The following is a 26,641-nucleotide window of genomic DNA, read 5'->3' on the forward strand; positions in this document are numbered from 1 at the left end:
ATGGACATAAATCTAATCGATATTCCTTCAATAGAAAATAGGCTGGGTAATCTTGGAGTTATTGAGAATGATGTGATACCGTTTGAAATAAAAAGAGTGTATTATCTTTATGATATTCCGAGTAATGCTAGCCGTGGCGGACATTCGCATAAAAATTTACAGCAAGTTTTAATTGCTATTTCTGGTAGTTTTGATGTAGTTTTAAAAGATGGAAAATCAACAGAAAAAGTGACATTAAACAAACCCAATAAAGGATTGCTTATTAAAAATAATATTTGGAGAGAATTGGAAAATTTTTCATCTGGAGCAGTTTGTTTAGTTTTGGCTTCAACAGTTTATAACGAAGATGATTATATAAGAGATTTTAACGAATTCCTGAAATTGAAAAAATGAAAATTTTATATATAACTCCGGACATTACAAATTCAGGCGGAATTGCCAGAGTTATTTCATTAAAAACAAATTATATGATTTCTAGGTTAGAATATGAGGTTCATATTCTAACGATAAATAATAATGATTCAGATTTTTTTTTTCCATTTAATCCCAAAATACAATGGTTTAAAATTAAGCAGGCTAAAAATGCTTTATTGTTTTTTTTGAATTATATAAGATTGATCAGAAAAACAATTTCTAACGAAAAACCGGATGCTATAATTATTTGTGATGCCATTTTTTGGGTTTTAATACCTTGGTTTATAAAAACAAAAGCACCGATAATTTTAGAAACACATGTGTCTATTTACTTAAAAAAAATAATAAACAAGGGATTTTTAAATAGTATAAGATTTAGATTAGTTCATTTTCTTAAAACCATAACGGCTAAAAAATTTGATAAACTTGTTGTATTAACTACGGAAGCATGTAAACAATGGAATAGTAATAATTGTATCATAATTCCAAATCCGGTTAGTTTTAATTCTGTAAGTCATGCAAAATTGCAAAATAAAAAGGCAATAGCGATTTGTAGACACAGTTATGAAAAAGGTTTAGACCGACTATTGCTAATATGGAAAAAAGTGTCAGAAAAACATCCCGACTGGACATTGGATATAATAGGAGAATGGAATTCTGAATTGAGATATCAAAAATTAGCCAGGAATTTACAAATTTCAGCTTATGTGAATTTTATTCCTCCCGTAATTGATATTCAAAAGAATTATTATGAATCATCAGTTTTTTTAATGGCTTCTCGTTCAGAAGTATTTCCTTTAGTACTTCTTGAAGCAATGCATACAGGTTTACCCTGCATAGCCTACGATTGCCCTGTTGGACCAAAGGCAATAATACAAAACGATAAAAACGGATTTCTTATTGAAGATGGAAATAAAGATTCTTTTGTTGAAAAATTAAACCTTTTGATAGAAGATGAAAATTTGCGAATTCAAATGGGTAAAAAAGCAATAGAAAGTGTAGAAAAATATGATTTAGACACTATCATGTATCAATGGAAAAACCTATTTGAATCAATTGTAAAAACTTAATTCAAGGTACAATAGTAACCTAATCGATACAAGTCAAAAATAAAAAGAGAAGGGTTTTTACTTAACAATTGTTTTGAAAAAACAGGTTTTAGTATTCTGAATCCAAAAGCAATTACAGACTGAAAATGATATTTTTTTAGAATCCTGAAATAATGTGAAAGTTTCACATATTCAGGTGAAATTAAATTATTGTTAATTAAGTTTTTTAATCCCAATACAGCTTCTTCAGATTTTCTTAAAAATGTTTTGCTATCTTCAATTCCTAAATGATAAACAGGATTTTCAATATGAGTAATTTCAATTTGATGCTGCATTAATTCAAAAGAAAACAAAGTATCTTCATGTCTTAAATTTGGAATTTTTTCATTAAAAATAACTTTAGAAAAAACACTCTTTTTAATCAGGAAGTTTAACGTCAGAAATGATAAATACGGATTTTTATTTCGTTTGAAAGTACTTAAAGCTTCTCTTTTTATGCCATAAACCCATCGTAACAATTGGTGTTTTGAAGGTTTGGTATCTTCATATAAAATTCCTCCATAAACTACTTTTTCATCATTGCTGATTTGAGAAATATAATTTGAAATAAAATGATCAGAAACCGGAATTGTATCTGCATCTAAAAAAAGTAGATTTTCGTAAACGGCAGTTTTGGCCAGTAAATTCCGGATAGCACTTCTTCCAATATTCTGTTTTAAAATGGAATACGAAGCATTATCAAAATCATTGATCTTACTATTTTCAACTAAAAATTGCTGAGAAGCATCATCAAAGCAAATAATCTCAAACTCAATTCCAATAAAAGTACATTGTTTTACTAACTCACTTGCAAGAGGAAAAACATTATAATTATAAACCGGAATTAAAATAGAAAGCATTACACGCTTCTTTGCACGACTTCAAAAATTCTTTCATCCTCACATTTCAATGTTTTAGACGGGAATTTCATAAGCAAAGCATAATCGTGAGTCGCCATGATAACGGTTTTACCATTTGCGTTGATTTTTTTCAAAACTTCAAGAACCTCAGAACTTGTTTGTGGATCAAGGTTTCCGGTTGGTTCATCGGCAAGAATAAATTCAGGGTCGTTAAGCAAAGCTCTTGCAATCGCAACACGCTGCTGTTCACCGCCAGAAAGCTGGTGTGGCATTTTGTTGACGAAATCTTTCATTCCAACTTTGTCTAAAACTTCATCGATTTTATGTTCCATTTCATCTTTATCAGACCAGCCTGTTGCTTTCAAAACAAAAAGCATGTTGTCTTTTACAGAGCGATCCGGAAGTAATTTGAAATCCTGAAATACGATTCCGATTTTACGTCTCAAATAAGGAATTTCACTTTCTTTTAAAGCAGCCAAATCAAATTCAACAATATGACCTTCACCTTCTGTTAAAGGCAGATCTCCGTACAAAGTTTTCATGAAACTACTTTTTCCTGAACCTGTTTTTCCAATAATGTAGATGAATTCGCCATGCTGAACATCTAAATTAATATGAGATAAAATTTTTCTTCCTTCCTGATATATAGTGACTTCCTTAAGAGATAGTACGGTTTGTGACATAATAATGTTGATTTTAATGGTAAAAGTAAGAAGATAACCGCTCGATTCAAAATAAATTTTAATCATTTGTGATGAACTTCTGTAAAAATGAAGATACGAAAAAAAATCGGCCTGAGGCATAAAAGTACAGTTGTTCGAAACTTACCCGAAAAAAATAGGGAAGGAAATCCAATTTTTAAAGAAGTTAGAAAATCTTCCTTTTTTTATTGCCGGTAAATGTTTATTTTAGAAAGTTTGAAAACCAATATTTTGAGACGTCATAAGCTTTAAAATAACAACTATTAAATTTTTTGTTCATAATAAAAGCCCGAAACGTTTCGTTATAAACGGTATAATATGATACATTTGAATACTAAATATAATTAAAATGCGTAAAATTTCCTGGTTCTTTTTACTACAATTTGTCCTTTTTTCGACCATAGTTTCGGCACAAAAATCAGCTATATATACCTACGATTTAAAGGATTTTGACAAAGCACTGGCTTTATATAACGACAAACAATACGCTTCGGCACAACATATTTTTGAATATGTAAAAAATCAGGCTACTACAGAAGAGGTCAAATCAGATTGTGCCTATTATATCGCCAATTGCGCCATTAGAACCAATCAGGCAAATGCCGATGAACTGATGGAAAAATTTGTAGAAGATTATCCAACAAGTACCAAACAAAATCAGGCGTATATTGAAGTTGCCCATTTTTTCTTTGAACAAGGAAATTATCCAAAAGCCCTGCAATGGTTTGACAGGGTTGATGAAAGCTATATGAGTAAATCTGATCAGGATAAATTTAATTTCCAAAAGGGATACAGCTATTTTAACGCGAAAAATAAAAAAGAAGCGACAACTTATTTTAATAAAGTAGTGAACTCGCCGGAATTTGGATCGCAAGCTAAATATTACTTAGGTTTTATGGCTTATGAAGGTGATGATTATAAAGAAGCAACGAAGTATTTTGACGAAGTTTCGGGCGAAGAAAAATACAAAGAAAAGCTTTCGTATTTTCAGGCGGATATGAATTTTAAGCTTGGAAATTTCCAAAAAGCAATCGATCTGGGTCAGGCTGCAATGAGCAAATCAAATGATATTGAAAAATCGGAACTGAATAAAATTATCGGAGAAAGTTATTTCAACTTAAAGCAATACGGAAAAGCGATTCCGTATTTAGAGCAATATGCTGGAAAAAAAGGAAAATGGAATAATACCGATTTCTACCAGTTAGGTTACGCTTATTACGAGCAAAAAGAATACGAAAAAGCGATTTCTCAATTCAATAAAATTATTGAAGGAAAAGATTTCGTGGCACAAAATGCCTATTATCATTTAGGTTTGGCGTATTTGAATACAGGAAAAAAACAAGAAGCTTTAAATGCTTTTAAAAATGCTTCTGAAATGGATTTTAATGCTCAAATTCAGGAAGATGCCGCTTTAAATTACGCCAAATTAAGTTATGAAATCGGAAACGCTTACCAAACCGTTCCGGGAATTTTACTGGATTTCTTAAAAAAATATCCAAACAATTCCAGCAGAGCCGAAGTTGAAAAACTTTTGGTAGACTCTTATATTTCTTCTAAAAATTACAAAGAAGCGTTGGTTTTATTAGAGAAAAACAGAACGCCGGAAAATAAATTAGCGTATCAAAAAGTACTTTTTTACAGAGGTTTGGAATTGTATAATGAATCTAATTATTCTGAAGCCTTAAAAATGTTTAATGGTGCTGTAAAAGAACAAAAAAATCCTGAAGTTACCGCTCGTGCAACGTTCTGGAAAGCAGAATCTGAATATGTTACAGATGATTTTCAGGCGGCTTTAATAAGCTACAAACAATTTGCCGGTTTGGCTGCTGCGAAACAAACAGACGAATATAAAAACATCAATTATAATATTGGATACACGTATTTCAAACTGAAAGAATACGACCAGGCTGCTAATTCATTTCAGGCACAAATTGACAATTCAAAACAAGATAAAGTTCGCTTAAACGATTCGTATTTGCGTTTGGGAGATTGCCGATTTGTAACTTCAAAATACAGTCAGGCGATGGAAGCGTATGCGAAAGCAATCGATGCGAAAGGTGTTGATGCGGATTATGCGCAGTTTCAAAAAGCGATTTCTTACGGATTTATGTCCAGAAATGACAAGAAAATTGACGAGATGAATAATTTTCTTCAGATGTATAAAAAATCAGAATATCGCGATGATGTTTTATTCGAATTAGCCAATACGTATGTTGCGGATAAAAAGAACGATCAGGCGATTAAAACCTATGATCAGTTAATTTCTGAATATAAAAACGGATCCTTTACTTCAAAATCAATTTTAAGACAAGGTTTGATTTATTACAATTCAGATCGTGATGAACAGGCTTTGGTAAAATTCAAAAAAGTTGCTGCGGAATTCCCAAAAACTCCCGAAGCCTTAGAAGCCGTTTCAACTGCAAGATTGATTTATGTTGACTCCGGAAAAGTGGATGAATATGCAACATGGGTTCGTACTTTAGACTTCGTTGCCGTAACCGATGTTGATTTGGATAACGACACTTACGAAGGCGCTTTTAAACAATACAGCCAAAATAACAGTAAGCAGGCAATCGTTGGTTTTACAGGTTATGTAAACAAATTTCCATCGGGAATTCACGCGCTTGAAGCTAATTTTTATTTAGCCCAATTGCTTTATGCAGAAGGTTCAGAAACGAAATCAATACCTAATTACCAATATGTAATTGGGCAGCCAAGAAACGAATTTACAGAACAGGCATTAACCAGATTATCGCAAATTTTCTTAAAAGCAAAAGATTGCGATAAATCGATTCCGGTTTTAGTTCGATTAGAAAATGAAGCAGATTATCCTCAAAATAAAAGTTTTGCACAGGCTAATTTGATGAAATGTTACTACGACAAAAAAAATTATGACAATTCAGTTGTTTACGCTGATAAAGTATTACAAAATGCTAAAGCCGATGCCAATGTAAAATCGGATGCACAAATTATCGTGGCGCGCGCTGCAATGCAAACTGGTGATGAAGACAAAGCAAAAGCGGCGTATGCGAAATTATCTGCAACATCAAAAGGAGAATTGGCGGCAGAAGCGTTGTATTATGATGCTTATTTTAAAACCAAAGAAGGCAAGTTTGATGCATCGAATGTATCCGTTCAAAAACTGGCTAAAAACTATTCCGGTTATAAATACTACGGAGCAAAAAGTTTGGTTTTGATGGCGAAAAATTTCTACGGATTAAAAGACAGCTACCAGGCAACTTATATTTTGGATAACGTAATAAACAACTTTACAGATTATCCTGATGTGGTTGAAGAAGCCAAAAGAGAGCTAAGCGCAATCAAATTGGAAGAGTCTAAAACCAATTCGTCGATTAATAAATAAGAATCAAGAGAATAGAATATAGAGAATAGAATAAAGAAAATAGATGTAAGAGTAAAGATGGAAAGTCTATTCTCTATATTCTATTCTCTTAAAATCTTTTAAAAAAAATGAGTTTACCTTTTTATATAGTTGATGTTTTTACAGATAAAAAATATGCCGGAAATCAATTGGCTGTTTTTTTAGATGCAGAAAAATTAAGTTCAGACGAAATGCAAAAGATTGCCCGCGAAATTAATTTTGCAGAAAGCACTTTTGTTACCAAACTGGATAAAGAAAATAATAAAGCAGAAATTAAAATATTTACGCCATCTCAGGAAATGCAGTTTGCCGGACATCCGATAATTGGAACTTCATGGGTTTTGATCAATAAAATATTTGATAATTCGCCGGAAAATATAAAACTGAATGTGCCGATTGGGGAAATTCCGATTCAGCAATCTGAAGATTTGATTTGGTTAAAAGCGGCACAGCCAAAATTTTGGGATATTTTTTCAAAAGAAGATATTACATTATTCAGTAATCTGAAAAAAGAAGATTTTGAAAATCAGTTTCCAATTCAGGAAGTTACCACCGGAAGTGCCTTCGTCATGGTTGGGTTAAGCAGCAAAAGGGCTCTGGAAAACCTGGTTTTGGATAAAGATAAAACAGATGAATGGCTGAAAAAGAATTGCAAAACAACGCACAGAGGTTTATATTTCTACTATTTAGAAGGTTTAAAATTGTTTAGCAGAATGTTGTGCATCGAACACAATCAATTAGTTGAAGATGCAGCGACAGGAAGTGCAAGTACTTGTTTGCAGGCTTTTCTGTTGAAATATCACAAACCTGAATTCGAATTAATCAATTATCAGGGAGATTATATTGGACGTCCGTCACAAATTCATTTTAAAGGAAAATTGACTGAAAATAATTTTGACATTCAAATAGGTGGAAACGCTCAGTTTGTTGCAAAAGGTGAGTGGGAGGTTTAATTAGAAAATTAGTTAATTAGAGAATTAGATAATAAAACTCGAGCTTAGAATAAAGAATAAAGAGAATAGAATAAAGAGAATAGAATAAAGAGAATAGAATAAAGAGAATAGAATAAAGAAAATAGATTTAGAATAAAGAATATAGAGAATAGAATAAAGAAAAAAGATTATTGAACAGAAATGTAGATTTAGTATAAGTCCTATTCTCTTTATTCTTTTCTCTATACTCTCAAAAAAAATAAATATGAAAATTAATTTCCAGAATAAAACTATCATTTTGATTTTGCTGTTTGTTTTTCAGCTTTCATTTGCCCAAAAGAAAGAAGAAACTATTGGTACTGAAACTGTAAATGTGGTAAAACCTTATTCGCCAACTATATCAGATGCTTACAAAGTAAAAGAAACTCCATCGCTGGACGATTCTGGAAATCAGGCTAAAGAAACGATAAAATATAGTATTTTGTCTGTTCCTGTAGCCTCGACTTTTACGCCTTCTAAAGGAAAAGCAGCCGGAGTTGATAAATCAAAACAAGAACGTTTGTTTAATAATTACGCCACTTTGGGTGTTGGAAATTATGGCACATTAAATGCAGAATTGTTTGTTACGCAGGATTTAGGAAACAATGATTACGTTGCCGGAATGTTTCGCCACCATTCTTCTCAGGGAGGAATCAAGGATGTGTATTTGAATGATGAATTTTATGATACAGCATTAAATGTAGGTTACGGACAAAATAATCGTGATATGTCCTGGAATATTGATTTAGGATATCAAAATCAAATTTACAATTGGTATGGTTTACCGGCAGAATTTGGTTCGTCCTTACTTCCTCAGGATTACTTTATTTTGGTTGACAAGATCAATCCAAATCATTCTTATAATACGATTTCTTTGGGTGGAAACATCGATTTTACAGACGGAATTTTTAGTAAAGTTGCAACAAGATTTACACATTTTTCGGATAGTTTTTCTTCTTCTGAAAATCGTTTTTATCTGAAACCGACTTTTAAAGTTGATGTAATGGATCAGTCTATTAATACCAATGTGATTATCGATCACGTAAGCGGAAGTTTCGAAAATAGTTATTTTCAAACCAATACTGAACCTTTAAAATATAGTTTGACCAATTTTGGTATCGAACCAAGTTTTGTAGTTAACGAAAACGACTGGACTTTAGAATTAGGAGCGGGATTGTTTTATGCATTGGATTCTGAGAACAGCGGAAACAAGTTTTACATTTATCCAAAAGTAAATGCTTCGTATAAATTAGTAGGCGATTTAATGATTTTCTATACGGGAGTAAACGGTAGTTTAAATCAAAACTCATATGCAGATTTTGTGACCGAAAATCCGTTTTTGTCGCCAACTTTAAACATGCGACCATCAAGCACTCAATACAATGTTTTTGCCGGTTTGAAAGGTAAATTGGCAAACAATGTAAGCTATAACGTGACAGGTTCTTATTTGAATGAAAAAGACAAAGCTTTGTTTAAAAGTAATGATTATACAGATGATATAACAAACCAAAATTATGAATACGGAAATTCTTTTGGAGTGGTTTATGAAGACATCAGAACGTTTCGCTTTTATGGAGAATTAAAAGCTGACTTTTCTGAAAATGTTACTTTCGGAATTAACGGAACTTTTAATAGTTACAAAACAGACGGTCAGTTAGAAGCGTGGAATTTGCCAACGATGAAATTGAGTTCTAGTCTGGATGTAAATATTACCAAACAATGGTACGCGGGATTAAATGTATTTTATGTGGGAGAACGTAAAGACATGCAATCCAACTTAGATTTAGCGGCAACTCCAACAGTAGTTTCATTAAAAAGTTATTTTGATGCCAATGCACATTTGGGATATAAATTCAGCGATCGTTTGACTTTCTTCTTAAAATTAAATAACATTGGAAATCAGGCTTACGAAAAATGGCTGAATTATCCTGTTCAGGGATTTCAGGTTTTAGGAGGAGCAAATTATAAATTTGATTTTTAAATTATTGCCACAAAGGCGTTAAGGCACAAAGGTTTTTTATCCACGAATTCACGAATTAATTTTAACTAAATTCGTGAATTCGTGGCTAACTTTTTTTTACGATCTTTGCGACTTAGCGCCTTCGTGGCAGAAAACTTATGGAATTCAAACAAAAAATACATTCTTATTATTTACAAATGGTTCAGGACCGAATTGATGTTTTCAGAGACATGATTTCGGTTTTGACGGAAGATTCTAAAAACGACGCAAAAGGTTCTGCCGGCGACAAACATGAAACCGCTTTGTCCATGATGCATATCGAACAGGAAAAACTGACCAATAAACTAAAAGAAGCGATTACCCAAAAAGCTATTTTAGATAAAATTGATGCTTCAAAAACTACTGAAAATATTATTTCAGGAAGTCTCGTAAAAGCAAACGGAATTCATTTGTATTTGAGTGTGGCGCTTCCTAAAATTACTATTGACGGAATTAATGTTATTGCACTTTCGCCACAATCTCCTCTTGGTTCTCACTTAATGGGAAATAAAGTTGGATTTACTTTTGAAATTAATAAAACACATTATACGATTGAAAGTGTTTTGTAGATAAACTATTTTCTATAAAACCTTTGTCAAAGTTTAAAACTTTGACAAAGTTATATCGGAATCTTGTCAGGCTGAGCGGAGTCGAAGCCCATCGCAATGTATTGCGGCGTTAAACCCGACAGGTTTTAAAAACCTGTCGGGTTTAATTGCGCATAAATGCCTTTGCCAAAGTTTTAAACTTTGACAAAGGTTCATTCAACGATTCCTTTAAAACCTTATATTTCCCTCTTTGTTTCTCTTCAAAATTAAAATTTTCAAGTTGAGGGCTTTTTTTTGAGTTAAAATTTTACATTTTATATGTAAAAACAAAATTATACTTTAAAATTATAACTGAAATTGATATTTATGTTTTTCAATTATAACCAATACCGCATCTTTGCCCTATCAAAATAAAATTTAAAAATAAAAATATATAATTATGTGTGGAATCGTATGTGCCTTTGATCTGAAACAAAAAGCAGAATCTTTAAGACCTCAAGTATTAGAAATGTCTAAAATCATTCGTCACCGTGGACCAGACTGGAGCGGGATTTACAGTAATGAAAAAGCAATTCTGTCTCACGAGCGTTTGGCAATTGTTGATCCGGCTTCGGGAAAACAGCCTTTATTTACAGAAGATAAAAAACTGGTTTTAGCAGCAAATGGTGAAATTTACAACCACAGAGAATTGCGTAAACAATTTGAAGGAAGATATAATTTTCAAACTGAAAGTGACTGTGAAGTTATCTTGGCACTTTACCAGGAAAAAGGACCACACTTTGTAGATGAAATGAACGGAATCTTCGGATTTGCGATTTATGATGTTGAGAAAGATGAGTATTTTATTGCTCGTGATCACATGGGAATTATTCCGCTTTACATTGGTTGGGATCAGCATGGAACTTTCTACGTGGCTTCTGAATTGAAAGCTTTGGAAGGATATTGTACTAAAATCCAATTGTTTCCTCCGGGACATTACATGACAAGCAAAGACGGTGAATTTGTACAATGGTACAAAAGAGACTGGACAGAATATGATGCGGTAAAAGACAACGAAACAAGTATTCCTGCAATTAAAGAAGCACTTGAAGCGGCAGTTCACAGACAATTAATGAGTGATGTTCCTTACGGAGTTTTACTTTCAGGAGGTTTGGATTCGTCTATTACTTCGGCTGTAGCCAAAAAATTTGCACAAAAACGTATTGAATCTGATGATACTACAGATGCGTGGTATCCGCAATTGCACTCTTTTTCGGTAGGATTAGACGGTTCTCCTGATTTAGCAGCTGCTCAGGTTGTGGCAAAACATATCGGAACAATTCACCACGAAATTAAATTTACGATTCAGGAAGGTTTAGATGCCGTTCGTGATGTAATTTACAACTTAGAAACGTATGATGTTACTACGGTAAGAGCTTCAACTCCAATGTGGTTAATGGCGAGAGTTATTAAATCAATGGGAATTAAAATGGTACTTTCAGGTGAAGGTGCAGATGAATTGTTTGGAGGATATTTATACTTCCATAAAGCACCAAACGCAAGAGAATTTCACGAGGAAAACGTTCGTAAATTAGGCAAATTACACATGTACGATTGTTTACGTGCCAACAAAAGTTTGGCAGCGTGGGGAATTGAGGGTCGTGTACCGTTTTTAGATAAAGAATTTATGGATGTTGCGATGCGCATCAACCCACAAGATAAAATGATCAACAAAGAACATCCAATGGAAAAATGGGTGGTTCGTAAAGCTTTTGAAGACATGTTGCCGGAAAGTGTGGCATGGAGACAAAAAGAACAATTTTCTGATGGAGTAGGATACAGCTGGATTGATACTTTGAAAGAAGTGGTGGCAAAAGAAGTTTCAGACGAACAATTGGCAAATGCGAAATATAAATTTCCATTGCAAACGCCAACTTCAAAAGAAGAATATTACTATCGTTCTATCTTCGCAGAACATTTTCCAAGTGATGCTGCAGCATTGTGTGTGCCTCAGGAAGCAAGTGTGGCTTGTAGTACAAAAATCGCATTGGAGTGGGATGAAGCTTTCAAAAACATGAATGATCCATCCGGAAGAGCCGTTGCAAGCGTGCATGACGACGCTTACGAAAAAGCTTAATTTTAATTGCTTATATATTAGTTATTGGAAAAACGTTCTCAGTTTCTGAGGACGTTTTTCTTGTGTAAATGTTAAATTGTAATATTTCAATTACTTAAATAAAATTATTAGCAATTATTTAACTTTCTTTTTTATATTTGACATTCCCCAATCAAATGTTTTAAATTTAGTTTTTTGCTAAAAATAAAATGAATCAACCTACGCCACTTGGTATTATTAAAAAATAAGAATAAAAATACAACCGTATGTCTGGAATATTAGCCGTTATCGGCAAAGGAAAAGACCCGCAACTCGTAAGAGAGCTTTCTAAAAGAATGTCGCACCGTGGTCCTGATGAAAGTGATTTTCAAATTCTGAAAAATGGCAGTATTATTTGTCACGAAAGTTTATCAATAATTGATTTGCAATCGGGGAAACAGCCCATTCAGGGAACTAAAGATGCCTGGGTAATTCATGATGGAGAAATTTACAATTACCAGGAACTGAAAAACGGAGTGCTGAAAGATCATACGTTTCGAACCAAATCAGATTCAGAGGTTATTGTGCATTTATATGAAGAATTTGGACATGATTTTTGCAATAAACTAGACGGTGACTGGACTTTTGTAATTGTCGACGGAGACGATTATATTGCCGGAAGAGACCCAATGGGAGTAAAGCCGTTATACTATGGTTTGGATGAAAGAGGAAGAATTTATTTTGCTTCTGAAATGAAATCAATTGCAGATCAGTGCAAAACATTTTCGACTTTTCCTCCGGGACATTATTATACACCTAAAAAAGGTTTTGTAAAATATTACCAGCCAGAATATGAGGAGTATGAAAATGCAAATCAGGATCTGGATTTAAAAGTAATCAGAGAAAAACTTACAGAAGCTGTTCGTAAACGTTTGATGAATCAAATGCCTTACGGGGTATTATTATCCGGAGGTTTGGATTCTTCTTTGCTTTCTTCAATTGCATCCCGATTATCAGCAGAAAATGGCAAAAAACTGCAATCTTTTTCTATTGCTTTAGATGCTGATGCGCCCGATGCAAAAGCGGCCAGACAAGCAGCGGAGTTTTTAGGAACGGAACATCATGAAATACATTTTTCTGTACAGCAAGGTGTTGAAGTTTTAGAAAAAATAATCTGGAATATTGAGACTTACGATATTATATCGGTAAGAGCAAGTGTGCCAATGTTTTTATTATCAAAAGCAATTGCAGAAAAAGGCATAAAAGTCATTCTTTCCGGAGAAGGAGCTGATGAAATTTTTGGTGGACATTTGTATTTTAGAAATGCACCGTCGACAGAAGAATTTCAAAAGGAAACTATTGAAAGAGTTCAGAAATTATTTACTGCCGATTTGCTTCGTGCTGATAAATCAACAATGGCAAATGGCATTGAAACCAGAATTCCGTTTTTAGACAAAGATTTTCTGGATGCTACAATCCGAATTAAGCCAGAAGAAAAACAGCCTAAAACGTACGATGGTATTGAAAAATACATTTTAAGAAAAGCATTCGATACGCCTGAAAACCCTTATTTGCCAACAGAAATTTTGTGGCGTCAAAAAGAGCAGTTTTCTGATGGAGTAGGATACAGCTGGATTGATGAATTGATCGAATATTGTGCTACTCAGGTTACAGATGCACAATTAGAAGGTGCTGCAGCAGAATTCCCATACAATTCTCCAACCACAAAAGAAGCCTATTTATATCGTTCTATTTTTCATAAATTCTATCCACAGGTTAGTGCGGCACAAACCGTTAGAAAATGGATTCCGAAATGGCAGGAAAATCTGGATCCTAGCGGAAGAGCAAATGCTGCTCACGTAAAAGCGGATACTGAAATTTCTAAATCAGGGATTACAGTTTAGAAATTTTAAATTCCAAAAAAGGAATACATAATAAATTCCAAATTTTTGAAAATCCAAATTCCAAAATTGGAGTGAAATAATAAAGATCCGAAACTACATTTTTTAATGTTTGTTTCGGATTTTTTTCATTTAGATAAATCTTTAAATTTCAATTTTCAAGTTATGCAAGTTGGAATTTGGAATTTCAAAAATTTGGAATTTAACCTGATTTAGAATTTCAAAAATTGGAATTTATTTTATTTCCGGTTTTAGAATTTAAAAAATTGGATTTTAAATCGATAGTACTATTTTTTATAGACTTTTATTGATAATATGTTAATAACTTACGTGCTTTAAATGGGAATTTAACGGATATATAATTTGCGTTTTTATATATTTGCGTGTTAGACAATAATTACATTTTTTAGAATAAATTATATGAGCGAAGAAATCAAGAAGAACAATTATTCAGCAGATAGTATTCAGGCATTAGAAGGAATGGAGCACGTAAGAATGCGTCCATCGATGTATATAGGAGATGTGGGGGTTCGAGGGCTGCATCATTTGGTTTATGAGGTTGTTGATAACTCTATTGATGAGGCGATGGGAGGACATTGTGATACCATTGGTGTTGCAATTAACGAAGACGGTTCGGTAACAGTTGAAGATAACGGTCGTGGTATTCCAGTTGATTTACATAAAAAAGAAGGTGTTTCGGCACTTGAGGTAGTAATGACTAAGATTGGTGCCGGAGGTAAATTCGACAAAGATTCTTATAAAGTTTCAGGAGGTTTACACGGTGTTGGGGTTTCGGTAGTAAATGCCCTTTCTGTTCACATGAAATCTACTGTTTTCAGAGACGGTAAAATCTACGAACAGGAATATGAAAGAGGAAAATCATTATATCCGGTTAAACAAATCGGAGAAACAGATAAAAGAGGTACACGTCAGACTTTTTATCCGGACGATACGATCTTTACACAAACAATAGAATTCTCTTATGATACTTTATCAGCTCGTATGCGTGAGCTTTCTTTCTTAAACAAAGGAATCACGATTACATTTACAGATAAAAGAGAAGTTGACGAAAAAGGCGAATTCAAAAGTGAAGTATTTCATTCAGATGAAGGTCTTAAAGAATACATTCGTTACTTAGATGGTAACCGTGAGCCAATTATTTCTCACGTAATCAGCATGGATCACGAAAAAGGTGAAATTCCGGTTGAAGTTGCCTTGATTTATAATACAAGTTATACAGAGAATATTTTCTCTTATGTAAATAATATCAACACACACGAAGGAGGAACGCATTTACAAGGTTTTAGAAGTGGTTTGACAAGAACCCTTAAAAAATACGCAGATGCATCCGGAATGTTGGATAAATTGAAATTCGAAATCGCGGGAGATGACTTCCGTGAAGGATTAACAGCTATTATTTCGGTAAAAGTTGCAGAACCACAATTCGAAGGTCAGACAAAAACAAAACTTGGAAACAGAGAAGTTGTTTCTCCGGTTTCTCAGGCAGTTGGAGAAATGTTAGAGAATTATTTGGAAGAAAATCCAAATGATGCGCGAATCATTATCCAGAAAGTAATTTTGGCTGCTCAGGCACGTCACGCTGCTAAAAAAGCACGTGAAATGGTACAGCGTAAAACCGTTATGGGTGGCGGCGGATTGCCAGGAAAACTTTCAGATTGTTCTGAGCAGGATCCTGCAAGATGTGAGGTTTACCTTGTCGAGGGAGATTCGGCTGGTGGAACAGCAAAACAAGGTCGTGATCGTAACTTTCAGGCGATTTTGCCATTACGTGGTAAGATTTTGAATGTGGAGAAAGCGATGCACCACAAAGTATTTGAAAACGAAGAGATTCGTAACATCTTTACCGCTTTAGGAGTTACCGTTGGTACTGCAGAAGACAGTAAAGCCTTAAATCTTGAAAAACTAAGATATCATAAAGTAATCATCATGTGTGATGCCGATGTCGATGGTAGTCACATTTCTACCTTAATATTAACGTTCTTCTTCCGTTTCATGAAAGAATTGATTGAAGAAGGTCACGTTTATATCGCAGCGCCGCCTTTATACTTAGTTAAAAAAGGAAACAAAAAAGAATACGCATGGAACGATGTTCAACGTGATCAGGCAAATGAGAGAATGGGTGGAAGTGCTGCTATTCAACGTTATAAAGGTCTTGGAGAGATGAACGCGGAGCAATTGTGGGAAACTACAATGGATCCAAACTTCAGAACTTTACGTCAGGTAACAATCGATAGTCTGGCAGAAGCTGACAGAGTTTTCTCTATGTTGATGGGAGATGAAGTTCCGCCACGTAGAGAATTTATCGAGAAAAATGCAGTTTACGCAAACATCGATGCTTAATAAATTTTAACACTACAATTCGTTTAATTGTTTAATTTTACTAAACAATTAAACGAATTGTCGATTTATAAAATAAACGAATTAATAACCGATAAAGTAAAAAATATGAAAGTTACTATTGTGGGAGCAGGAAATGTTGGAGCTACATGCGCAGATGTTATTTCTTATAGAGGAATTGCAAGCGAAGTAGTGTTGTTGGATATTAAAGAAGGTTTTGCCGAAGGGAAAGCGTTAGATATTATGCAATGTGCTACAAATACAGGTTTTAATACCAAAGTATCTGGAGTAACCAATGATTATTCTAAAACTGCCGGAAGTGATGTAGTGGTTATTACATCAGGAATTCCAAGAAAACCGGGAATGACTCGTGAAGAATTAATAGGTATAAATGCAGGAATTGTAAAAACAGTTGCCGAAAATGTATTGAAACATTCTCCAGACACTATAATAGTAGTAGTTTCCAATCCGATGGATACGATGACATATTTGGCTTTGAAAGCTACGGGATTACCAAAAAACAGAATTATTGGTATGGGTGGAGCGTTAGACAGTTCTCGTTTTAGAACGTATCTTTCTTTAGCTTTGGATAAACCTGCAAACGATATCTCTGCAATGGTGATAGGCGGGCATGGTGATACTACTATGATTCCTTTAACACGTTTGGCGTCTTACAACGGAATTCCGGTAACAGAATTTCTTTCAGAAGAAGCTTTGCAAAAAGTAGCAGCTGATACAATGGTAGGAGGAGCAACACTTACAGGTCTTTTAGGAACTTCAGCATGGTATGCTCCAGGAGCTTCTGTGGCTTACCTGGTTGATAGTATTTTAAACGATCAAAAGAAAATGATTGCTTGTTCTGTTTTCGTAGAAGGCGAATACGGACAAAACGATATTTGTATTGGAGTACCTTGTATCATCGGTAAAAACGGTGTAGAAGAGATTCTGGACATTCAGTTAAACGAGCAGGAGAAAGCTTTATTTGCTAAAAGTGCAGATGCAGTTAGAGGTATGAATGATGCCCTAAAATCGATTTTAGTATAAATATTTCCGTAAAAAAAGGAGAAGACTGCACTTTTGCAGTCTTTTTTTTAAGATTAATTAATAAATAAATTGGTTAATCTTTCCGTTAATTATATATTTGCTCGATTTAAAAAAAATGTGGTAATTCGTGATTTAGTTTTTTAGTTTTAGAAAAATGATGTCAGGGCTTATTTTATGGGACTTTAAAACAAAAACAAACAATAAAACATAATTAATTTTTAGTAATAATGCAGAATAAAGGACTTATTAAATTTTTCGCAATTCTATTTGCATTGGTAAGTATTTACCAACTTTCGTTCACTTATGTGGCAAGTAATGTCAAAAGTGAAGCTAAAGCTTTTGCAGGAGATAATCCTGATAAAGAGCTAAAATATTTAGATTCTATTGGAAAAGAAAAAGTGTTGAATCTTGGATTTACTGATTTTACTTATAATGAAGTAAAAAACAAGCAAATCAATAAAGGTCTTGACTTAGAAGGAGGAATCAACGTTATTCTTCAAATTTCTATTAAAGATGTTTTAAAAGGATTAGCAAACAATTCTAAAAATCCGGTTTTTAATAAATCATTAGCTGACGCAACTGCAAATTTAGAAGGAAATAAAAGTTATTTAGATAAATTTTTTGAGGCTTTTGATGCAAATTCAAACGGAACTACAAAATTAGCGTCTCCTGAAATTTTTGCTAACAGAAACTTACAGGGAGAAGGCGGAATCGCTTTTGAAATGACTGATGCGCAAGCGCAAAAAGTAATCAGAAAAAAAGTTGATGAGTCTATCGAAAGTGCTTACAAAGTATTAAGAGAGCGTATCGACAAATTTGGTGTAACACAGCCAAACATCCAAAAATTGGGTGCTACAGGAAGAATCTTGGTGGAGCTTCCAGGTGCAAAAGATGTTGATAGAATTAAAAAATTATTAGGTGGAAAAGCTCAGTTAGAGTTTTGGGAAACTTATAAAATAGAAGAAATCGGAAACTTTTTAGTAGCTGCAAACGAAGCTTTAAAAAAGACTGAAGTTAAAACTACAGAAACTAAAACAGTTGCTAAAGATTCATTGAATGCTTTATTAACTGATACTAAAGATTCTACTGAAGCTAAAAAAGGTAACAATCCTTTATTTGATAAAATATTAGGACAAGGCGGCGGACCGGTTTTAGGTTACTTTGCTCCAAAAGATACAGCTACTGTAAATGCATATTTCAAAAGATCTGACATCAGAATTTTATTGGGTGCTGACCAACATTATGCAAAATTTGTGTGGAGTAAACCAACTACAATTAAAGATGCAAAACAAAAAGATGTTGAAGTTGTAGAATTATACGCTTTAAAAGGTAACAGAGACAATGTACCAGCTATGAATGGTGGTCTTGTAACTGATGCAAAAGATACTTTTGACCAAATGGGTAAACCAGCTGTTTCTATGCAAATGAACAGTCAGGGAGCTAAAGTTTGGGAAGAATTAACAGGAAGAGCTTTTGCTCAAAAAAGTTATATCGCTATTGTTTTAGATAACATCGTTTATTCTGCTCCTGGAGTTACAAGTGGTCCAATCGCTGGAGGAAGATCTGAAATTACAGGTTCATTTGATGTTGCTGAAACTAAAGATTTAGCAAACGTATTAAACGCAGGTAAATTACCGGCTTCTGCAGATATTATCCAGTCAACGGTTGTAGGGCCATCTTTAGGTCAGGCTGCTATTGATGCAGGAACAATGTCTTCTGTAATTGGATTTTTATTAGTTTGTTTATGGATGGTATTCTATTATGGTAAAGCAGGTTGGTATGCTAACTTAGCTTTATTATTAAACTTACTTTTCTTATTCGGAATTATGGCAAGTTTTGGTTTTGTACTTACATTACCAGGTATTGCAGGTATCGTATTGACATTAGGTACTGCGGTAGATGCGAACATTATTATATTTGAAAGAGCGAAAGAAGAATTACGTGAAGGTAAATCATTAGCAGAAGCTGTTGCTACATCTTACGGATGGCACGGTGCAATGCGTTCAATCATTGATGCAAACGTTACGCACGTTTTAACCGGAGCGATCTTATTTATCTTCGGAACAGGACCAATCAAAGGTTTTGCTTTAACATTACTTATTGGTATCGTAACATCTATGTTTACGTCAATCTTTATCGCAAGAATTTTTATCGATAGAAATATTGCAGGAAAAGCAGATTTAACGTTCTCTACAAATATTACTAAAAACTGGTTTACTAATTTCCACTTTGACTTTATTAAAATCAAAAAATTCACTTATATCTTCTCTTCTATTGTAGTTGTAGTAAGTTTAATTTCTATCTTCTTCGTTAACGGATTAGATGAAGGTGTTGATTTTGTTGGAGGAAGAACTTTCCAGGTTAAATTTGAAAAACCAGTTGATGCAACTGTAGTTTCGGATGAATTATCTGCTGCTTTCGGAACTCCGGTTGAAGCTAAAATTTTAGGAGATGACGATCAGTTAAAAATCACAACAAAATACAAAATCAAAGAAGATGGAGTAGCAGTTGATGAAGAAGTGAATCAGATATTATACAAAGCTTTAGCGAAATATTATCCAAATACAACTTACGATAAATTCATCAACTCTTATAATGGTAAAACAGTTGGAGTTTTACAACAATCTAAAGTTGGAGCTTCTATCTCTGAAGATATTAAAACTAACTCTTACTGGGCAGTTCTTGGTGCAATGGCGGCTATTTTCTTATACTTAATGGTATCTTTCCGTAAATGGCAATATTCATTAGGTGCGATTGCAGCAGTAGCGCATGACGTTATCTTCGTATTAGGAATCTACTCTTTATGTTATAAATTCATGCCTTTCCACATGGAAATGGACCAGCACTTTATCGCTGCAATTCTTACTGTAATTGGATACTCAATGAACGATACTGTAATTGTATTCGATAGAATTAGAGAATTTATCATCGGAAACCGTAAAGGAAGTTTTGAAGATATTGTAAACGCTTCTATTAATACTACATTATCAAGAACGTTGAATACTTCATTAATGATGATCATTGTATTATTGACAATGTTTATCTTCGGTGGAGAATCAATCAGAGGATTTATCTTCGCGATGTTAGTTGGTATTGTTGTAGGTACTTATTCTTCATTATTTATTGCAACGCCGGTATTGGTTGACACGATTTCTAAAGATGATAAACACACTATCGAAGACAAGCATAATAAAGCATAATTAGTTGCTTAAACTATATTAAAAAAGATCCGGCGAAAGCTGGATCTTTTTTTTTGTGCTATATTTAAGGAACTTTAAAATAGTTTATGGATAGAAAATTACTTGTATGTTTATTTGTTCTCCTTAATATATTAAATGTGGCTTCACAAGAACAAAAGCAGCATTTTTCAATTGGGTTTAATTATGGTTTTGGAAGTGAATTCAACAATAAAGATTACACTTTTACGAATCATTTTTATAAGTTGCAATTGTATTATAAATTAAAAGAAAAGAAACATTTTCAATATGAGATTTTAGTTCAGCCAGAAATAAATTTTGGAACACATCAATTACTGAATTTTTATTTTGTGAAACCTGAAACAGCTGATTTCGAGCAAAAAAGAGAAGAATATACCAAGCTAAAAGATATCCATGAATATGTTCTGAATATGGGTTTTTTGGTCAGAAAACCAATTAGTAAAACGTTTTCTGTTTATGCATTGGGAAGTATTGGTCCAATGATCACGGATACTGAAACAGAACGAATGTCTGATGGATTCGCTTTTGCAGATGTTTTAGCGCTGGGATTTTCTGCCCGATTAGACAAACTGCAATTTGATATTCGGCCAAGTATACGACATGTTTCTAATGCCGGTTTAGGTGCCGAAAATGCCGGTTATAATACTAAAAACATAGAATTCGGAATTTCATATTCTTTATAAAAAAAATGCCCGATAATAATATCGGGCATTTTATATTTTGAAGCTAACTTTAAGAAGCTGCTAGAGGGTTTCTTTTGGCTCTTATGATAAAGAAAAGACCAATTATGATAAAAGGTATACTTAGCCATTGTCCAGTTGAGAATAAGCCTAATTCGCTTTCAAAACCGCCCTGGCTTTCTTTTACAAATTCTACGATAAAACGCACTAAAAATAAAAGCACTAAAAATAATCCGAATAAATATCCTGAACGTAATCTTGCATTTGTTTTCCAGTATAGGAAATATAAAATGGCAAATACAAAAATGTAACAAAACCCTTCATACAATTGTGTTGGATGTTTTGCCGGAACCTGAGCTAATAAATCAGCAAATTTTGGATCTGTTGCGATGGCTGTGTAAGCATCTTTCGGATTGGCGATTTGAGTAGCATTTACCGCTTCACCTTTGCTAAACTGATCGTGTAAAAAACGAATCCCGAAAGCAGAAGTCGTTTCGTGACCGATAATTTCTGAGTTGAAAAAATTTCCTAAACGAACAAATATAGCTCCACTTGCAACCGGAATTACAACGCGGTCTAAAATCCATAATAAAGGACGTTTTAAGATCATTTTGCTGTAAAAATACATCGCAACAATAATTGCAATTGCAGCACCGTGACTTGCTAGTCCCTGAAACCCTGTGAATTCAAATTTTGGTTCGAATTTAAACGGTAAAAATATTTCCAGTAAATGATTTCTAAAATATTCCCAATCATAAAACAACACATGACCCAAACGAGCGCCAATTAAAGTGGCTAAAACCGTCCATACAAAAAGAGAATCCAATTTGTCCAAAGGTTCATTTTCACGTTCGAAAATTTTCTTCATTAAAAACCATCCTAATCCAAAGGCGATTACGAACATTAGACTGTAATAACGAATCATAAAAAATCCAAGATCGATTCCTTCTGAAGGATTCCAAATGATATTTAAAGCTTGTGTCATATAATTATATTGTTTTATGTATAGTAAAAATAAATATTTAAAACAGAGTAAATCTTTATTTAAAGTTAATGTTTATGCGAACATTTTTTTTCCGGAACCGGATCATAACCTGTTCTTCCCCACGGATGGCAACTCAAAATGCGTTTCACACCCAAATATCCTCCGTAAAATAATCCGTGAATTTGCAGTGCCTGAATCATGTAAGTTGAGCACGTTGGTTCAAACCTGCAGCTTGCCGGTGTAAAGGGCGAAATTGCCGTTTGGTAAAAGCGTACTAATAAAACAAATGGAGTTATTAATTTCATGATTTATTAGAAACTGAGTTTATTATATGGAAAAGCTTGTTCCTTCTTTTCCGTCTTTTAATTGAATTCCCAAAGCAATCAACTGATCACGAATTTGGTCAGAAAGTGCAAAGTTTTTATCTGCTCTGGCCTGATTTCTCATTCCGATAAGCATATTTACTACGCCTTCTAATTTATCATTGTTGCTGTCAGCAGCTTTGTCATCGCTTAAACCTAAAACATCAAAAACAAAAGCATTAACAGCTGTTGTAAATGTTTTTAAATCATCTGCGGTAATTGTTTCTTTTCCTTCTTTCAGCAAATTGACATAACGAACAGCTTCAAATAATTGTGCAATTAAAATAGGCGTATTAAAATCGTCATTCATGGCGTCGTAGCACAATTGTTTCCAGGATGCAATATCTATAGAACTTGTAGCGCTTGTATTAATATCAGACAAAGCATCAACGGCTTCCATCAATCTTTTATATCCTTTTTCTGCAGCAACAATCGCATCATCAGAAAAATCCAGAATACTGCGATAATGTGCCTGCAACATGAAAAAACGCGTTACAGAGGCTGAAAAAGCTTTACTTAAAATATTGTTTTCTCCGCTTAAAATCTCGCCAGGCAAAATATTATTTCCGGTTGATTTGGCCATTTTTTTACCGTTTAAAGTAAGCATATTGGCGTGCATCCAGTAATTTACCGGCGATTGACCTGTACAAGCTTCATTTTGAGCGATTTCACATTCGTGGTGAGGAAATTTTAAATCCATTCCGCCGCCGTGAATATCAAAATGATTGCCTAAGTATTTCGTACTCATTGCTGTACATTCTAAGTGCCAACCTGGAAAACCATCACTCCAAGGCGAAGGCCATCTCATGATATGTTCCGGTTCTGCCTTTTTCCAAAGTGCAAAATCCTGTGGGTTTCTTTTGTCTGACTGACCATCAAGATCACGGGTATTGGCGAGCATATCTTCGATATTTCGACCGCTTAAAACACCGTAATTGTTGGTTTCGTTATATTTAACCACATCAAAATAAACAGATCCGTTGGCTTCGTAACCAATTCCGGTGTCGATGATTTTTTTGATGATTTCGATTTGTTCAATAATATGTCCGGTTGCTGTTGGCTCAATACTTGGCGGTAAAAAATTAAATGATTTCAAAATATCATGAAAATCTACCGTATAGCGCTGCACAACCTCCATAGGTTCCAATTGCTCTAAACGTGCTTTTTTGGCAATTTTGTCTTCACCTTCATCAACATCATCCACAATATGTCCCACATCAGTGATGTTTCGAACATAACGTACTTTATAATCAAGATGTAAAAAATATCGGAATATAACATCAAACGACATAAACGTTCTCACATTTCCTAAGTGTACATTGCTATAAACCGTAGGTCCGCAAACATACATTCCAACATTTCCTTCATGAATAGGATTGAAATTTTCTTTTTCACCTGAAAGTGAATTGTATATTTTTAGAGGCTGCGTTGTGTATAATGGCATATTCTTTTTACTGTTTAATCGTGTAAAACGTTTAATTGTTTTTTTTAACTGTGTTATTCTTTTGAAAGATAGTATTTTTTTAGACTATTTATCTGATTGCAAATTTTTTCAATTTTATCTCTGCACCCAATATATTCATCTTGAGAAACATAATTTAAATCTTTTGAAATAATCAGATGATTTAATGTTTCCATTGCTGATGAATAGGATATTGTTAAAAAATGAGCTTTATCTTTATTCGTATTTCTCGAAGTTCCTTCAGCAATATTCGTTGCAATCGAAGAAGAGCTTCTTTTTATTTGAGAAGTTATTCCGAATAGTTCATTTGATGGAAATTTACTAGTTAATTTATAAATATCCAAAATAAAGATTCGGGAGTTCTGCCAAACTTCTAACTTTTCAAAAGAAAAAGTATACATGCGTTTTTGGTTTAATTGTTTAATTGTTTATTTGTTTAACTGATTTCGATTAAACGAATTAACAAATAAACGATTAACCAGAATTTAGAACTGAGTATCTAATTTGATATAATCCAAAAACTCTCTTTTTGTTTGAGGATCTTTGAATTTTCCACCAAATTCAGAAGTTACTGTACTGCTTTCAATATCTTTAATTCCTCTTGAATTTACGCAAAGGTGTTTTGCATCAATAACGCAGGCAACATCTTCTGTTCCTAAAGCTTTTTGTAATTCCTGGACAATTTGCATGGTTAAACGCTCCTGAACCTGAGGTCTTTTTGCATAATATTCTACAATTCGGTTCATTTTAGATAAACCAATAACTCTTCCGCTTGAGATATAAGCAACGTGAGCACGGCCGATAATTGGCAATAAATGGTGTTCGCAAGTAGAATAAACAGTGATGTTTTTCTCTACTAACATTTCGCCATATTTATAATTATTGTCAAAAGTAGAAGCTTTTGGTTGTTTTGAAGGGTTTAAACCACCAAAAATCTCCTTTACAAACATTTTAGCTACTCGGTTTGGGGTACCTTTTATGCTATCATCCGTCAAATCCATTCCTAAAGTCTGTAGAATGTTTTCGACATCTTTTTTTATTTTTTCTATTTTTTCATCGTCAGTTAAATCAAAAGCGTCCTGTCTCACAGGGTTTTTCGCATTACTGCTAAAATGATTGTCTCCTATTTCGTCTAAAAAATCTTCGTTATTTATCATTAAAAACTACAATTAGTATGGGTATATCTTTTTAAGGCGGTAAAGATAATTAATAAAAAGGAAACATTTTCTATCGTTTTTACTATTTAATTGCTCCTTTTTGGATATAATTTAAATTCAAATCAAAACCGTTTTTAAATGCAAAAGACAATAACGATTAAGTTATTGTCTTTTACGGTTATAGTTTTGTTTCGTTACTATTTTCTGTTGTTGTAAACTAAAAGTGCTTCTTTTAAAACATTTACAGCGCTAATTAAATCTTTTTTATTTAGCACATAAGCAATTCTAACCTGATTTAATCCCATTCCCGGAGTCGAATAAAATCCGGCAGCAGGAGCAACCATTACGGTTTCTCCGTTAAGGTCATAAGTTTCCAAGAGCCATTGTGCAAAATCTTCAGAGTTTTCAATTGGCAATTGTGCGATGCAATAAAAAGCACCTTTTGGTTTGGTTACAATTACGCCTTCGATTTTATTCAATTCTGTAATCAAAGTATCGCGGCGGCTTTTGTATTCAGAAATAACCTCATCAAAATAACTTTGAGGAGTATCTATAGCGGCTTCACAAGCAATTTGTTCAATTGTTGGCGGACTCAAACGTGCCTGAGCAAATTTCATCACAGTCGCCAATACAGCTTTGTTTTTTGTAACCAGACATCCAATTCTTGCGCCACACATACTGTAACGTTTTGAAACTGAATCGACCATGATTACATTTTGCTGAACATCATCTAAATTCATTACAGAAAAATGTTCGTCATCACCATCGTATAAAAACTCACGATATACCTCATCGGCAATTAAATATAAATCGTGTTTTTTTATTAAACCGGCAAGTTGCTTAATTTCTGCTTCAGTATATAAATAACCTGTTGGATTTCCAGGGTTACAAATCAATATGGCTTTTGTTTTTGGAGTAATCAATTTTTCGACATCGTCAATGCTTGGCAAAGCAAATCCCGTCTCAATTGTCGAGATTACAGGAATAACTGTCGCACTTGTAGATGATGCAAACGCATGATAATTAGCATAAAAAGGTTCCGGAATGATAATCTCATCTCCCGGATCTGTAATTGTGGCCAGCGCAAACAATAGGGCTTCAGAACCACCAGTAGTTATAATGATGTCTTCTGAGTTAACATTTACATTTTGGCGCTGGTAAAATTTTGCTAATTTCTTTCTGTAACTTTCATATCCCGCAGATGGACTGTATTCTATAAGAGTTAAATCAATATTTTTTACCGCCTCGATGGCCACTTCGGGTGTCTTGATATCCGGTTGACCAATGTTTAAGTGATACACTTTTTTTCCTTTTTGTTTTGCAAGATCTGCAAACGGAGCAAGTTTACGTATCGGTGATTCGGGCATGTTTCTGCCTTTGCTTGAAATTGTTGGCATGTGTTCTATTATTGAAGTGCAAATTTGCATTTTTTTTTTC

At 33.7% G+C, this 26,641-nt stretch carries 20 protein-coding genes; 12 read left to right on the plus strand and 8 right to left on the minus strand.

All coding sequences use genetic code 11. From position 1 onward, the window contains the following. Together AC3QL1_RS11170 and AC3QL1_RS11175 are read left to right on the plus strand one after the other, a co-directional pair. The gene (locus AC3QL1_RS11170) at positions 1-393 is read left to right on the plus strand and encodes a sugar 3,4-ketoisomerase (protein WP_492491357.1); all 393 of its coding nucleotides are present in this window, start codon (positions 1-3) and stop codon (positions 391-393) included. Next, a complete protein-coding gene (locus AC3QL1_RS11175) occupies positions 390-1,484 on the plus strand; it encodes a glycosyltransferase family 4 protein (protein ID WP_492491358.1) in 1,095 nt (364 codons plus the stop codon). The genes AC3QL1_RS11170 and AC3QL1_RS11175 overlap by 4 nt, the downstream gene beginning before the upstream one ends. On the opposite strand, the gene AC3QL1_RS11180 is transcribed toward AC3QL1_RS11175, so the two are convergent. Together AC3QL1_RS11180 and AC3QL1_RS11185 are read right to left on the minus strand one after the other, a co-directional pair. Next, complete coding sequence (locus AC3QL1_RS11180) at positions 1,481-2,362, minus strand: glycosyltransferase family 2 protein (protein WP_492491360.1); 882 nt, start codon at positions 2,360-2,362, stop codon at positions 1,481-1,483. The genes AC3QL1_RS11175 and AC3QL1_RS11180 overlap by 4 nt on opposite strands. Then, complete coding sequence (locus AC3QL1_RS11185; RefSeq protein ID WP_492497567.1) at positions 2,362-3,045, minus strand: cell division ATP-binding protein FtsE; 684 nt, start codon at positions 3,043-3,045, stop codon at positions 2,362-2,364. Before AC3QL1_RS11185 ends, AC3QL1_RS11180 begins: the two co-directional genes overlap by 1 nt. A gap of 367 nt (positions 3,046-3,412) precedes the next feature. Between AC3QL1_RS11185 and AC3QL1_RS11190 the strand changes: the two genes are divergently transcribed. The 10 genes from AC3QL1_RS11190 (at position 3,413) to AC3QL1_RS11235 (ending at position 21,241) form a co-directional block, all read left to right on the plus strand. Beyond that, positions 3,413-6,427, plus strand: a complete 3,015-nt coding sequence (locus tag AC3QL1_RS11190; protein WP_492491362.1) for a tetratricopeptide repeat protein — start codon at positions 3,413-3,415, stop codon at positions 6,425-6,427. Positions 6,428-6,534: 107 nt separating this feature from the next. Continuing rightward, positions 6,535-7,398 carry a PhzF family phenazine biosynthesis protein gene (locus tag AC3QL1_RS11195; RefSeq protein ID WP_492491364.1) on the plus strand — a complete coding sequence of 288 codons (864 nt, stop codon included), beginning with the start codon at positions 6,535-6,537 and terminating at the stop codon, positions 7,396-7,398. Positions 7,399-7,642: 244 nt separating this feature from the next. Beyond that, positions 7,643-9,397 carry a TonB-dependent receptor gene (locus AC3QL1_RS11200; protein ID WP_492491366.1) on the plus strand — a complete coding sequence of 585 codons (1,755 nt, stop codon included), beginning with the start codon at positions 7,643-7,645 and terminating at the stop codon, positions 9,395-9,397. Between the two features lie 137 nt (positions 9,398-9,534). Further along, a complete protein-coding gene (locus AC3QL1_RS11205) occupies positions 9,535-9,984 on the plus strand; it encodes a hypothetical protein (RefSeq protein ID WP_492491367.1) in 450 nt (149 codons plus the stop codon). A 418-nt stretch (positions 9,985-10,402) separates the two neighbouring features. Beyond that, positions 10,403-12,079: an asparagine synthase B gene (gene asnB / locus AC3QL1_RS11210; protein WP_492491369.1), complete on the plus strand. Its 1,677-nt coding sequence runs from the start codon at positions 10,403-10,405 to the stop codon at positions 12,077-12,079. A 245-nt stretch (positions 12,080-12,324) separates the two neighbouring features. Beyond that, on the plus strand, positions 12,325-13,941 hold the full coding sequence (gene asnB, locus AC3QL1_RS11215) for an asparagine synthase B (protein ID WP_492491371.1): 1,617 nt from the start codon (positions 12,325-12,327) through the stop codon (positions 13,939-13,941). A 417-nt stretch (positions 13,942-14,358) separates the two neighbouring features. Beyond that, a complete protein-coding gene (gene gyrB, locus AC3QL1_RS11220) occupies positions 14,359-16,299 on the plus strand; it encodes a DNA topoisomerase (ATP-hydrolyzing) subunit B (RefSeq protein ID WP_492491373.1) in 1,941 nt (646 codons plus the stop codon). A gap of 105 nt (positions 16,300-16,404) precedes the next feature. Then, complete coding sequence (gene mdh, locus AC3QL1_RS11225) at positions 16,405-17,340, plus strand: malate dehydrogenase (RefSeq protein ID WP_492491375.1); 936 nt, start codon at positions 16,405-16,407, stop codon at positions 17,338-17,340. Between the two features lie 227 nt (positions 17,341-17,567). Then, positions 17,568-20,540 (plus strand): protein translocase subunit SecDF, encoded by a 2,973-nt coding sequence (gene secDF / locus AC3QL1_RS11230; RefSeq protein WP_492491377.1) that lies wholly within the window; start codon positions 17,568-17,570, stop codon positions 20,538-20,540. Positions 20,541-20,626: 86 nt separating this feature from the next. Continuing rightward, positions 20,627-21,241, plus strand: a complete 615-nt coding sequence (locus AC3QL1_RS11235) for an acyloxyacyl hydrolase (RefSeq protein WP_492491379.1) — start codon at positions 20,627-20,629, stop codon at positions 21,239-21,241. A 49-nt stretch (positions 21,242-21,290) separates the two neighbouring features. Here the strand turns inward: AC3QL1_RS11235 and lgt are convergent, their stop codons facing one another. The 6 genes from lgt to AC3QL1_RS11265 form a co-directional block, all read right to left on the minus strand. Continuing rightward, positions 21,291-22,223: a prolipoprotein diacylglyceryl transferase gene (gene lgt, locus AC3QL1_RS11240; protein WP_492491381.1), complete on the minus strand. Its 933-nt coding sequence runs from the start codon at positions 22,221-22,223 to the stop codon at positions 21,291-21,293. 65 nt (positions 22,224-22,288) lie between these two features. Then, entirely contained in the window at positions 22,289-22,528 is a 240-nt protein-coding gene (gene yidD / locus AC3QL1_RS11245; protein ID WP_492491383.1) for a membrane protein insertion efficiency factor YidD, read from the minus strand. Between the two features lie 22 nt (positions 22,529-22,550). After that, positions 22,551-24,029 (minus strand): cysteine--tRNA ligase, encoded by a 1,479-nt coding sequence (cysS, locus tag AC3QL1_RS11250; protein ID WP_492491384.1) that lies wholly within the window; start codon positions 24,027-24,029, stop codon positions 22,551-22,553. A gap of 53 nt (positions 24,030-24,082) precedes the next feature. Continuing rightward, on the minus strand, positions 24,083-24,448 hold the full coding sequence (locus AC3QL1_RS11255; RefSeq protein WP_492491386.1) for a four helix bundle protein: 366 nt from the start codon (positions 24,446-24,448) through the stop codon (positions 24,083-24,085). Between the two features lie 84 nt (positions 24,449-24,532). After that, complete coding sequence (folE, locus tag AC3QL1_RS11260; protein WP_072975704.1) at positions 24,533-25,204, minus strand: GTP cyclohydrolase I FolE; 672 nt, start codon at positions 25,202-25,204, stop codon at positions 24,533-24,535. Positions 25,205-25,401: 197 nt separating this feature from the next. Next, positions 25,402-26,601: a pyridoxal phosphate-dependent aminotransferase gene (locus AC3QL1_RS11265; protein ID WP_492491388.1), complete on the minus strand. Its 1,200-nt coding sequence runs from the start codon at positions 26,599-26,601 to the stop codon at positions 25,402-25,404. Between the last annotated feature and the right edge of the window lie 40 nt (positions 26,602-26,641).

The organism is Flavobacterium sp. GW823-FHT04A11, from assembly GCF_058796535.1.

Bases quoted from the DNA above. Each gene is read 5' to 3' on its own strand.
- AC3QL1_RS11170 (WP_492491357.1), top strand. From the start codon at position 1: ATGGACATAAATCTAATCGATATTCCTTCAATAGAAAATAGGCTGGGT.
- AC3QL1_RS11175 (WP_492491358.1), top strand. From the start codon at position 390: ATGAAAATTTTATATATAACTCCGGACATTACAAATTCAGGCGGAATT.
- AC3QL1_RS11180 (WP_492491360.1), bottom strand. From the start codon at position 2,362: ATGCTTTCTATTTTAATTCCGGTTTATAATTATAATGTTTTTCCTCTT.
- AC3QL1_RS11185 (WP_492497567.1), bottom strand. From the start codon at position 3,045: ATGTCACAAACCGTACTATCTCTTAAGGAAGTCACTATATATCAGGAA.
- AC3QL1_RS11190 (WP_492491362.1), top strand. From the start codon at position 3,413: ATGCGTAAAATTTCCTGGTTCTTTTTACTACAATTTGTCCTTTTTTCG.
- AC3QL1_RS11195 (WP_492491364.1), top strand. From the start codon at position 6,535: ATGAGTTTACCTTTTTATATAGTTGATGTTTTTACAGATAAAAAATAT.
- AC3QL1_RS11200 (WP_492491366.1), top strand. From the start codon at position 7,643: ATGAAAATTAATTTCCAGAATAAAACTATCATTTTGATTTTGCTGTTT.
- AC3QL1_RS11205 (WP_492491367.1), top strand. From the start codon at position 9,535: ATGGAATTCAAACAAAAAATACATTCTTATTATTTACAAATGGTTCAG.
- asnB (WP_492491369.1), top strand. From the start codon at position 10,403: ATGTGTGGAATCGTATGTGCCTTTGATCTGAAACAAAAAGCAGAATCT.
- asnB (WP_492491371.1), top strand. From the start codon at position 12,325: ATGTCTGGAATATTAGCCGTTATCGGCAAAGGAAAAGACCCGCAACTC.
- gyrB (WP_492491373.1), top strand. From the start codon at position 14,359: ATGAGCGAAGAAATCAAGAAGAACAATTATTCAGCAGATAGTATTCAG.
- mdh (WP_492491375.1), top strand. From the start codon at position 16,405: ATGAAAGTTACTATTGTGGGAGCAGGAAATGTTGGAGCTACATGCGCA.
- secDF (WP_492491377.1), top strand. From the start codon at position 17,568: ATGCAGAATAAAGGACTTATTAAATTTTTCGCAATTCTATTTGCATTG.
- AC3QL1_RS11235 (WP_492491379.1), top strand. From the start codon at position 20,627: ATGGATAGAAAATTACTTGTATGTTTATTTGTTCTCCTTAATATATTA.
- lgt (WP_492491381.1), bottom strand. From the start codon at position 22,223: ATGACACAAGCTTTAAATATCATTTGGAATCCTTCAGAAGGAATCGAT.
- yidD (WP_492491383.1), bottom strand. From the start codon at position 22,528: ATGAAATTAATAACTCCATTTGTTTTATTAGTACGCTTTTACCAAACG.
- cysS (WP_492491384.1), bottom strand. From the start codon at position 24,029: ATGCCATTATACACAACGCAGCCTCTAAAAATATACAATTCACTTTCA.
- AC3QL1_RS11255 (WP_492491386.1), bottom strand. From the start codon at position 24,448: ATGTATACTTTTTCTTTTGAAAAGTTAGAAGTTTGGCAGAACTCCCGA.
- folE (WP_072975704.1), bottom strand. From the start codon at position 25,204: ATGATAAATAACGAAGATTTTTTAGACGAAATAGGAGACAATCATTTT.
- AC3QL1_RS11265 (WP_492491388.1), bottom strand. From the start codon at position 26,601: ATGCCAACAATTTCAAGCAAAGGCAGAAACATGCCCGAATCACCGATA.